The sequence below is a fragment of the Rhodobacter maris genome (assembly GCF_900217815.1).
Classification (GTDB): Bacteria; Pseudomonadota; Alphaproteobacteria; order Rhodobacterales; family Rhodobacteraceae; genus Rhodobacter; species Rhodobacter maris.
The window spans coordinates 45,802-56,129 of sequence record NZ_OBMT01000018.1; the positions used below are offsets into that span (position 1 = coordinate 45,802).

Below are 10,328 nucleotides of genomic sequence, written 5' to 3' on the forward strand. Positions count from 1 at the left end.
GGACAAGTGAAACTTTGCCCTGCGGTCGCCCCTTGACCTTGCGGCAGGGTTTCGCAACCGGACCTCTTGCCGAACGCCTGCCACAGCCCCAGTTAGGCGCCATGATGACACCAGAACTTCATGCCGGGAAACCGATCCTGCTGTGGCTGCGCCGTGATCTGCGGCTCGCCGACCACCCGATGCTCAGCGCCGCAGCCAGTTCCGGCCGGCCGGTGGTGGCGGTCTTTGTGTGCGACGAAGTCGTCTCTGCCTATGGCGCGGCGCCGCGCTGGCGGCTCGATGCGGGCCTGCGGGCCTTCCTGCCGCGGCTTGAGGCGCTGGGCTGCCCGGTCACGCTCCGCCGCGGTCCGGCGCTCGAGACCCTGCGTGCCCTGATTGCGGAGACGGGAGCGGGGGCGGTCTGGTGGAGCCGCGACATCGATCCACAGGCGATCGCGCGGGACAGCGCGGTGAAATCCGCGCTGAAGGCCGCGGGGGTGGAGGCGCGCTCCTTTCCCGGGCAGGTGCTGTTTCCTCCCTGGGAGGTGCAGACGGGGCAGGGCGGACCCTACCGCGTTTACACGCCTTACTGGAAGGCGGTGCGCGGGCTTCCCGTTGCCCCGCCGCTTCCCGCGGTCACGCGCCTGCGCCCGGGGCCAGCCTTGCGCGGCGAAACGCTCGAAGATCTCGACCTTGGCCGCGCGATGCGCCGCGGCGGCGCCGTGGTGGCCAAATATGCCCGGATCGGCGAGGCCGAGGCCCAGGCGCGGCTGGCAGCCTTTCTTGATGGCCCGATCGCCGTTTACAGGGACCGGCGCGATTTTCTGGCGGAACAGGCAACCTCGGCGCTGTCCGAACATCTTGCCTGGGGCGAGATCTCCCCGGCACAGATCTGGCACGCGGGCGCGCGGGCGCTGGCAGAGGGCGCGGCGGGGGCCGAAACTTTCCTCAAGGAACTCGTCTGGCGCGAGTTCGCCTGGCATCTGATGTTCCACTTTCCCGATCTCGGGCGCGCGAACTGGCGCGCAGAATGGGACAGCTTCCCCTGGGCGGGAGAGAGCGCGTCGGCCGAGCGCTGGCGCCGCGGAATGACGGGGGAACCCGTCGTCGATGCGGCGATGCGCGAGCTTTATGTGACGGGGCGGATGCACAACCGCGCGCGAATGATTGCCGCCTCTTATCTCACCAAGCATCTGCTCACCGATTGGCGGATCGGGCTCGCATGGTTCGAGGACTGCCTGATTGACCACGACCCGGCCGCGAATGCGATGGGCTGGCAATGGGTTGCGGGTTGCGGCCCCGATGCGGCGCCCTATTTCCGCATTTTCAATCCGGCGAGCCAAGCGGAGAAATTCGACCCCGAAAGCGTCTATCGCCGCCGTTGGCTGGCCGAAGGCAACCGGCATGCGCCCGAGACGGCGCGCGATTTTTTCGAGGCGGTGCCGAAGGCCTGGGGGCTCGTCCCCGGGGCGCGCGCGCCCGAGCCGTTGATCGCGCTGGCCGAGGGGCGGGCGCGGGCGCTTGCGGCCTATGGCGCACGCGGGGCGAAAGAGGGCTGAAACAGAGCGTTTCCGTTCCGGCAACGATCCATCCTGATTCGTGCCACATTGCGGCCCGAGACTATCGATGAACGGAATATTGCCGGAGCCTGTGCAGGGTGGAGTAAGCGATGCAAAAGGTTGTTTTGCGCGATACGCAGGTGAAGCTGCCGACCACGGCGAAGCTTTTTGGCGCGCTTGGGCTGGCGGCGACCGGGTTTCTCGCCGCGTTGCTGACCGTGCCGAACCTCCCTTCGAGCGATTCGGTGAGCGGCTTTTTGGGCGTGGCGGCTTCGTTCGGGCTCCTGCTCGGCTGGCGGGTGATCGGCCTCAACCCCGGCCACGGCCTCGCCCGCGCCTGCGAGCGGGGCGTGCACGGGGCGCTTTACCTGCTGATCTGGACAGTGCTCTTTCTGGGCGCGGTGCAGGTGATGCATCGCATGATGCTTGGCCGCTATCACGACCCCCTTGATGCAGTGCTCGACGTGATCACGCAGGGGATGAAAAGCGCCGCGGCGGTGCTGCGTTTCGACGCGATCGCGCTGGTCTTCCTTGGCGGCATGGTTTCGGCTATCCTCTCCGAATGGGCGTGGCGCCGCTGGAAATAGCCTTGCACGCGCCCGCACAAAATGGGGCCAAGGCATTGACGGATCTTTATTTCTTCTATGGCACGCTGTGCCATGAACCGCTTCTGGCGGCGGTTCTGGGGGCGCCGAAACCCCTCGAACCGGCGCGGCTCTCCGCTTATGAAGTGCGCCACGCCCGCGATGCCGATGGCACCGATCTGGGCTATCCGTTGCTCGTCGAGGGGCCGGCGGGTGCCGAGGGCGGGCTGGCCGAGATCACCGAAGCCGAGGCGGAACTGCTTGACTGGTACGAGATTGGTTACGCCAAGGCGCGTCTTGCCGTCACCGATGCGCAGGGGCGGACGCGCGAGGCCTGGGTCTATTTGCCCGAGGCGGGGCGCTGGGGGGTGGGTCAGCTCTGGAGCCTCGCGGCCTGGGCCGCGGAGAAAGGCGCACTCGCCACGCTTGCGGTGGCGGAGGTGATCGCGCTGCGCGGGCAAGTGCCGATGGAGCAGGCGCTGGGCCGCTACCCGATGATCCGCGTGCGCGCTGCCTCGCGGCTGCGCGCGGGCGTGCCGCGCCCCGCGAAGCTGCGCTTTCAGCCCGGCGCTGACGATGTGGAAATCGAGAGCCTGCGCACGCCTTACGCGAAGTTCTTCGCGGTGGAAGATTACCGGCTGCGCCATCGCCGCTTTGATGGCTCGATGAGCGCGACCCTGGACCGCGCCGCTTTCATCTCGGGCGATGCGACGGTGGTCCTGCCCTATGACCAGAAACACGACCGCGTGCTTCTGGTCGAGCAATTCCGTACCGGCCCGCTTGCGCGCGGCGATGCAAACCCCTGGTCGCTCGAAGCGGTGGCGGGGCGCGTCGATGCGGGCGAGAGCCCGGAGGCGGCGGCACGGCGCGAGGCGGAGGAAGAGGCGGGGGTGACGCTCAGCCGCCTCATCGCTGCGCCTTCGCACTATCCATCGCCTGGGGCGAAGTCTGAATATCTCTATTGTTACATAGGTTTGTGCGATCTTCCTGAGGCGTCGCCGCGGCTTGGCGGGCTTCAGTGCGAGGGGGAAGACATCCGCAGCCATCGGCTTTCCTTCGACGAGATGATGGCGCTGATCGAGACGGGCGAAGTGGAGAACGGGCCGCTCATCGTGCTGGCGCTCTGGCTTGCACGGTTGCGCGAGGGGCTGCGGGCCGAAGCGCTCGGGGCTTGAGGGGGGCGGGGTTGCGCCCTAGTCTGGGCGTGACCCTTCCTGACCCAAGGACCGCCATGACCTTCTGCCCTGACCTCGCCGCGATGATCGGCAACACGCCCCTGATCCGGCTGCGCCGTGCCTCCGAGATCACCGGCTGCACGATCCTTGCCAAGGCCGAATTCATGAACCCGGGCCAGTCGGTCAAGGACCGCGCCGCGCTCTCGATCATCCGCGATGCGGTGGCGCGGGGGCAACTCGCGCCCGGCGGCACGATTGTCGAGGGCACGGCAGGCAACACCGGGATCGGGCTTGCACTCGTGGGCGCCTCGATGGGGTTTCGCACGGTGATCGTGATCCCGGTGACCCAGGCGCAGGAGAAAAAGGATATGCTGCGGCTTGCCGGCGCCGAACTCGTGGAAGTGCCCGCCGCGCCTTACAAGAACCCGAACAATTATGTCCATTACTCCCGCCGCCTCGCCGAGGCGCTGGCAAAAACCGAGCCCCGTGGCGCGATCTGGGCCAATCAGTTCGACAATCTGGCGAACCGGCAGGCCCATATCGAGACCACCGGCCCCGAGATCTGGGCGCAGACGCAGGGCGCGGTCGACGGCTTCGTTGCCGCCGTCGGGTCGGGCGGCACGCTCGCGGGCACGGCGATGGCGCTGCAACCGAAGGGCGTGAAAGTGGCGCTGGCCGACCCGGAAGGGGCGGCGCTGCACAGCTTCTACACCACGGGAGAGCTCAAATCCGAAGGCTCGTCGATCACCGAGGGGATCGGGCAGGGGCGGATCACCGCCAATCTCGAGGGTTTCACGCCGGACATGAGCTTCCGTATCCCCGATACCGAGGCGCTGCCGCTGATCTTCGATCTGCTCGCAGAAGAGGGGCTTTGTGTCGGCGGTTCCTCGGGGATCAACATCGCGGGGGCAATCCGCATGGCGCGCGAGATGGGGCCGGGGCACATGATCGTCACCCTGCTTTGCGATCACGGTGCGCGTTACCAGTCAAAACTCTTCAACCCCGCGTTCTTGCGCGAGAAGGGCCTGCCGCTGCCGGGAGGCGCGCCCGGCCCGGGCCGCGGCCTGCCGGAGGTTTTCGCATGAGCCGCACGATCCTGCGCGCGCTTGCGCTGATGCTTGCGCTTGCGCTGGCCCTGCCGGCAATGGCCGAGCTGTCGGCCAATGACATCAAGGCCTTCACCAAGGCCTCGCAGAAGGTCGAGGAAGCGGTTGCCAAGGCGAGCGCCAGCGATGCCACGCTGAGCGAGATGCGCGCCGAGATGGTCAAATGGCGCACCACCTTCACTGCCGAGCAGGATGCCAATGCCGACCAGATCGCCACGGTGAAAAGCCAGATCGCGGCCCTTGGGCCCGCCCCCGAGGACGGCGCCACGGAAGATGCGCTGATCGCCAAGCGCCGCACCGAACTCACCGAGCAACTCTCCAAGCTGCAAGCCCCCGGCATCACCGCGACCGAGGCAGCAAGCCGCGCCGACAGCATCATCCGCACCATCGACAAGCTCGTCCGCGAGCGTCAGGCGGACAAGCTGCTGCGGCTCTCGCCTTCGGTGGCGAACCCGGTGAACTGGCCCGCTGCCGCCTCGTTGATGCGCTGGATGGGGGCCTGGATCTACGACGAAACCCGCTGGCGCTTCACTCAGCCCGTCAATTATGACGAGCTGCGCACCAATGCGCCGCTGATCATCGGCCTCGTGCTCGCCGCGCTCGTGCTGCTCGCGCGCGGACGGCGCTGGATGATGCATGCGACCGACTGGCTTCTGGGCAAAACGGCGATGCGCGGGCGCAACCTGATCTCCGGCCTTGTCTCGCTCGGGCAGGTGGTGGTGCCGGTGCTGGGCGCGAACCTCCTTGTCATCGCGGTCGAGCAGACCTCGCTTTTCGGCCCGATCCTGACCGAGCTCTTCCGCGATGCGCCGGTGTTCCTTTTTACCGTGCTGATGGCCTGGTGGCTTGGCTCGCGGATCTTTCCGGCCCGGCCAGGGGTGGAAAGCGCGCTGAGCCTCGGCGAGGAGGGGCGCGCCGAAGGCCGGATCCATGCCGTTTCGCTCGGCCTCGCCTTCGCCGCGCATCAGCTTTTGCTGCTCTGGATTGCACCCCATGCCGAGGATTTTCTCGGCGGGGCAAGCGATCTGGCGGCAGATCAGGCGCAGGCGGTCGCCGAACGCGCCGATGCCGCGCTTTCGGTGTTGCAGGCGCCCTTGCAGATCTTTGCCGCGGTGGGGCTGTTCCGCATGGGGCAGCTTTTGCGCCGCAAGATCACCTCCAATATCGACGGGGAAGATGGCGCCTTCCGCCGTCAGCTCCTGCGCTGGCTCGGCACGGCGCTGCTGCTGATCGCACTCGCGGGCCCGGTGCTCGGCGTCATCGGCTATGTCAGCGCCGCCGATGCGCTGGTCTGGCCGGCGGTGGCCTCGCTCGGCCTCTTTGCCGCAGTGGCAACGGTGCAGAGCTTCCTCGCAGAGCTTTACGTCACGCTCGCGCGGGGCCAGGAGGCGCGGCGCGATGCGCTTTTGCCGGTGCTCGGGGGCTTTCTGATCGCGCTTGCCTCGCTGCCGATCCTCGCGCTGATCTGGGGCGCGCGCATCGAGGATCTGCTCGAACTTTGGACCTCGTTCCAGAACGGGATCGCGGTGGGGGGCGTGCGGATCTCGCCCACCTCCTTCATCACCTTTGCGGTGGTGTTCGGCATCGGCTACGCGCTCACCCGGCTTTTGCAGGGCGCCTTGAAATCGACGATCCTGCCCAAGACCACGCTCGACAAGGGCGGTCAGAATGCGATCACCTCGGGGATCGGCTATGTCGGCCTGGCGAGTGCCGCGCTGGTGGCGATTTCGACCGCGGGGATCGACCTGAGCTCCCTCGCGATCGTGGCCGGGGCCCTTTCCGTCGGGATTGGTTTTGGCCTGCAAACCATCGTGCAGAACTTCGTGTCCGGGATCATCCTCCTGATCGAGCGGCCGATTTCCGAGGGCGACTGGATCGAGGTCGGCGGCTATCAGGGCATCGTGAAGAACATCTCGGTGCGCTCGACGGTGGTGGAAACTTTTGACCGCACCGATGTGATCGTGCCCAATGCCGATCTGATTTCGGGGTCGGTGACGAACTGGACGCGCGGCAACAAGACCGGGCGGCTGGTGGTGCCGGTGGGGGTGGCTTACGGCTCCGACACGCGCAAGGTGGAAAAGATCCTTACCGAAATCGCCCAGGCGCATCCGCTGGTGATGATGACGCCCGCACCTTTCGCGCTCTTCATGGGGTTTGGTGCCGACAGCATGGATTTCGAGATCCGTGCGATCCTCTCGGATGTGAATTTCAAGCTGCGCGTGCTCTCGGAGATGAACCATCAGATCGCCGAGCGCTTTGCCGCGGAAGGCGTGGAGATCCCGTTCGCCCAGCGCGACATCTGGATCCGCAATCCCGAGACGCTGCTCTCCGGGGCAGGGGAGGGGGCCGCGAATGCCGCGCCTCGCGCCGATCCGCCCCCCGCCTCCGGGCTTGTTGCCGCCCGGCCCGAGCCGGGCGAAGGGATCGCACGGCTCTCGGACAATGATGGCCGCGAGGATGGCGACGAGGGGGACGATGGCGAGGGCGGCGGCGAGGCGCGCTGATCTGCCGGAGCGGCACGGCATGGCGACGGAGACGAATTGCGCTGCTTGCCCTCTTGCGAGCGCCCATCTTTGCCGCTAAACCCGCCGGTGGACGGGTGGCCGAGTGGTCGAAGGCGCACGCCTGGAAAGTGTGTAGGCGGGGAACCGTCTCGAGGGTTCGAATCCCTTCCCGTCCGCCACTTGCCCCCGCGAAAGCGTTCTCAGGGTCCGGCTGTGGCCGGATTTTTCCGTTGTTTTCGAGGGTTATGCGGGCGGGGCTGAGCACTGCCGCTGCCGCCAGGTGGCCCGAAAGCGGTCTCTCAGGGCCGATATTCTCCGGACCTGATGACTGCGCCGATTTGGTGCTTAGCCTCTAGGTGTCTGAAATCAGATGATTTTCGTGGAAAACGGGCTGAACACTTCGATGCCGGTGGCATTCGCTGCCTCGCCGAATAGCGAGGTTCCGAGGCCTCAAGGAGGCAGCAGCGCCCGTTCAGCAGAAACGAGCGCGTCGATCCGCGCCCTGGAGAGTTGGCGACAACCCGCGAGATCGACGAGAAATCGCACCCCTGACACGCCTGCCGGTAGTGGGCCCCTGATGGCCGGGATCGTACTCACGTCGAAAATCCGCATCGAGGAGGTTGCGCGCTGAAGGTCGAACGACCAACTGAGCGCCGACTGCATGTCGCGTCCCAGTGTATCGGCCACCACGGTGCGAAGTTTGAGGATCAGGTCGTGAACCTGAATGCGTGCCTCGATATCAGATAAAAGCTCTGAAATTGAGATGCCGCCTCCGGACGGCTGAACGATGAACGAAGCTAGGGTCCCCGTCGTGTCCGGTGGAGGATTAGCTTGCTCGAATGAAACTTCATGTGCTCGGCGGTCTTTGGTGGTGGCCTTCGCATCGAGACGGAGAGCTCCAACCGCAAAGTCGTAGCGCTCGTCTTGGTCGACTCGCCAGGCGCGGACGGCTGCGGCGGGATCAACGGCAGCCCGGATTACGAGCAGCTCGCCAACCAGGCCGACGACTTGCTTCCTTGGCGGCTGGGCAAGCCGCTGAAAGAGGTCCACAACGCGGTCCACCAACTCTGCAACTGCTGCCACCGTCGGATGCGCGCCGAGTGTCGAGGCGAGGAATTCCATTGTTGTAATAAAGTATTGCTCGACCGAGCGGTCCCGCGACCTGCAGGCGACGACCGTCAGATTCTCAGTACGTACGTCGCGGTGAGGCTCCTCAATCCGGCAGGCGACGCTGAATCGCGCCTCGATGCCTGCGAGGAGCAAAGGGACACGGTTTGAGACGCCCATGGTCCGGATCAGCAGTGCCGCGCCACCGGAGCTGTCTCGTCCAACATAGTATGCTGCTTCTGAAGAAGCTGGGATTACACTGAACGTGCCAGCCTGATCCGGCCGAGCCAACCGTTCAAGCAGGTCAGCGAGTCGATTGGTCAATCGGCATCCACCTGTCCAGCTTGCAGTTGAACTAGCCACTCCCTCGCTAGGTGCGAAGGAATATGCGTAGCAAGGAGCGGGGCTGAGCTAGCCTCAATCGGCCCTTGATCGGTGTAAGAAAGGTCGAAGCGGTGGAGTTGAATGGTCGGCCGATCATTCATGTTGAATGCGGTATCGCCCGGGTAGTTTACTCCTCCTCTCGCCAGACTTGTGGGACCCTGCAGGAAGCCTTTTTCGAGAGTTCCCGACGCGGAGATAGTACGACGAGAGCCGCTTGCGTTGGGTCGCATTCGATAGACCGCAACTACCGTGTCCGGAGCCTGGCGGAGAGCCTCGCCCAGCGTCACAAGCATGCCGGTGAACTGGGCGGTATCGCGTGGATCCTCCAGTCTGTACTCTGCAAGCATATCGATGACCGCAGCAATCGGGACTTCCCGTGCTACGAAGTGCCTTTGGCTGTCCTCCGCCGACTGATATGTCACGGTATCCTCCGTGAAGGTGAACGCCTGAGCAAAGGCTTCCAGCAGTTCGGCGTTTCTGTTGCGAAGGTCGCTAGAAATGAGCGCCCCCTTCTGCTGAGTCCACCCGCCCGCACGGGTCGCCCTGAAATAGGTGTCCGAAACAACGTTGCGCCTGCAGGGCTGGAGAGTGCTGTCGAGGATGAAGCGGCGTCGCCAGCTGTTCAGGCCGCCTTGCTTGGTCTCCAGGAGCTTCAGTTCCCGCCGCATCAGGTTCTCGTGCTCTACATATCCCTCGAATGCCGATCGTGTGACCGCTTCGAGCCAGATTCGGCAGATCCCTAGGTACTTGCGCTTGTATCCGAAGAAACGCGCCCGCTGCTGAAGTGTGTCGGCGTTCCCAACGCCGACACCACGGGGCATGTAGGTGACCGTGAGGAGGTCTACGGTGAAGCCTCGGTCGACGGCTTGCCCGCCGACCAAGATCCAGCCCTCGGCGTCACGCCAGTTGATCTCCGGCGTTCTTGGACGGCCATTCGTGTTGAACTCAATGATGGTCGTCTGCCGGAGTGCCCTAGGAAGCTTGGCGAGCACATCCTCGAACGAAGGCAGATCCGCGTCGGTTGTAGCCAAGTGTTCGTAAGCGGTCCGGAAATCGTCGACCAGTTCAATCATGTCAGGGTCTGTTTCCGGCAAGCGAAGCGCCGTAAGCCACGTCGTTTTCGCCTCAGTCACCCACTGCACGACCTGTCGATGGTCTGCGCGCAAGCGAGACGGATGAATGAGCATGGAGCGACGCCGCCGATCTCTTATCAGGCTGGCAGCGAGACCGACAAAGAAGACTCGCACCGCTTCAAGCATACTTTCCGGTGGGTCGTTGCCGGGGGCGATGTCTTGCGGGGGGATGTCCCTGATGTAGGGAGAGCCGGGAGCGAAGAACTCCTGGCCGCCGATGTAGTCCGCGCCGGGGTCAAGCACCTTGGGGAAATCCGGTGACAATACATCTGCAATGTTGATTAGGAGGGGTGCCTGCGGCGTGGCGGTGTATTGTAGGTAAGTGTGGCATGGCAGCGCGTCCCGGAGTTCGCGGAGCCTAGTATAGGTGGCGCTTTCGCCTCCCTGCTGAACACGTGTGTTCAGGCTAGCTTGGTCTGCCTCGTCGTCAATTACGAGGACTGGCACGCGTTGGAGATCCAGCCTTCGGAGCAGGTTTGTCAGGTTCTGAAGCCTCTGCCGCTGCTTTAGCACGGTCAGAATTAGTGTTGGCCGTTCATCATCCTCAAGCTCGTCGTCCTGCCATGCTTCGATGGCCTGCCTGATAGACTGCTCGTCATGAGCGTCAGTGGCCTGAACGTTCTTCTGTATTTTCCAAGACGGCAGTCCCTCACCTGCGTGGACATTCAGATCCTTTTCGAGCCTTTCGTGCGACTGATTTAGCAGGTTGCTGAAATAGTCAGGCGACGAGAAGGATCTTCCGTGATCGGGAGTTTCTGCGGCTGCGTGTCCCTCCGGGCCGCCACGCTTCCGCGTCA

The 10,328-nt window shown here is 64.8% G+C and carries 7 protein-coding genes and 1 tRNA gene; 6 read left to right on the forward strand and 2 right to left on the reverse strand.

What is annotated here, in order from left to right:
- Positions 1 to 104: 104 nt before the first annotated feature.
- From CRO22_RS17005 to CRO22_RS17030, 6 genes are all read left to right on the forward strand, one after another.
- The gene (locus tag CRO22_RS17005) at positions 105 to 1,538 is read left to right on the forward strand and encodes a cryptochrome/photolyase family protein (RefSeq protein WP_097071362.1); all 1,434 of its coding nucleotides are present in this window, start codon (positions 105 to 107) and stop codon (positions 1,536 to 1,538) included.
- Between the two features lie 110 nt (positions 1,539 to 1,648).
- Positions 1,649 to 2,125, forward strand: a complete 477-nt coding sequence (locus tag CRO22_RS17010) for a TrgA family protein (RefSeq protein ID WP_097071354.1) — start codon at positions 1,649 to 1,651, stop codon at positions 2,123 to 2,125.
- Positions 2,126 to 2,160: 35 nt separating this feature from the next.
- Entirely contained in the window at positions 2,161 to 3,297 is a 1,137-nt protein-coding gene (locus CRO22_RS17015; RefSeq protein ID WP_176518681.1) for an NUDIX domain-containing protein, read from the forward strand.
- 56 nt (positions 3,298 to 3,353) lie between these two features.
- Positions 3,354 to 4,382: a cysteine synthase A gene (locus CRO22_RS17020; RefSeq protein ID WP_097071356.1), complete on the forward strand. Its 1,029-nt coding sequence runs from the start codon at positions 3,354 to 3,356 to the stop codon at positions 4,380 to 4,382.
- On the forward strand, positions 4,379 to 6,907 hold the full coding sequence (locus tag CRO22_RS17025; protein WP_097071357.1) for a DUF3772 domain-containing protein: 2,529 nt from the start codon (positions 4,379 to 4,381) through the stop codon (positions 6,905 to 6,907). The genes CRO22_RS17020 and CRO22_RS17025 overlap by 4 nt, the downstream gene beginning before the upstream one ends.
- Before the next feature lie 89 nt (positions 6,908 to 6,996).
- A tRNA-Ser gene (locus CRO22_RS17030) sits at positions 6,997 to 7,086 on the forward strand.
- A 271-nt stretch (positions 7,087 to 7,357) separates the two neighbouring features.
- Here CRO22_RS17030 and CRO22_RS17035 read toward each other — a convergent pair.
- The gene (locus CRO22_RS17035; RefSeq protein WP_176518682.1) at positions 7,358 to 8,338 is read right to left on the reverse strand and encodes a PD-(D/E)XK motif protein; all 981 of its coding nucleotides are present in this window, start codon (positions 8,336 to 8,338) and stop codon (positions 7,358 to 7,360) included.
- A partial coding sequence (locus tag CRO22_RS17040; RefSeq protein WP_097071359.1) for a Z1 domain-containing protein occupies positions 8,335 to 10,328 on the reverse strand: 1,994 nt, incomplete at its 5' end. The genes CRO22_RS17035 and CRO22_RS17040, both read right to left, overlap by 4 nt.